The 336-nt window shown below is 44.9% G+C and carries 1 tRNA gene and 1 rRNA gene; both read left to right on the forward strand.

The features are described 5' to 3' along the window. Window positions 1-77: transfer RNA gene (locus AC6H42_RS25465), tRNA-Ile, on the forward strand. Window positions 78-244: 167 nt separating this feature from the next. After that, window positions 245-336: ribosomal RNA gene (locus AC6H42_RS25470) — 23S ribosomal RNA — on the forward strand; the annotation flags it as partial.

Raw genomic sequence — 336 nt, forward strand, 5'->3', positions numbered from 1 at the left:
GGGGCTGTAGCTCAGCTGGTTAGAGCACCGTGTTGATAACGCGGGGGTCGTTGGTTCGAGTCCAACCAGCCCTACCAGTTTTACTGTTTAAACGTAAGTCCTGAGACTTAGGTTTAAGTAGTATCGTTCTTTAACAATTTGGAAGAAGTAAAGATTTATTGAGTATCGCAAGATACTCAGGGTAGTAGATAAATCATCAAACACAGTAGTAAATGCTTGATACCGATAGCCGTCAAGGTTATAGGGACAAGTGAATAAGTGCACATGGTGGATGCCTTGGCGATTACAGGCGATGAAGGACGTAGAAGTCTGCGATAAGCCTCGGGGAGCTGACAA

The sequence above is a fragment of the Massilia sp. NBRC 108631 genome, from assembly GCF_059704565.1.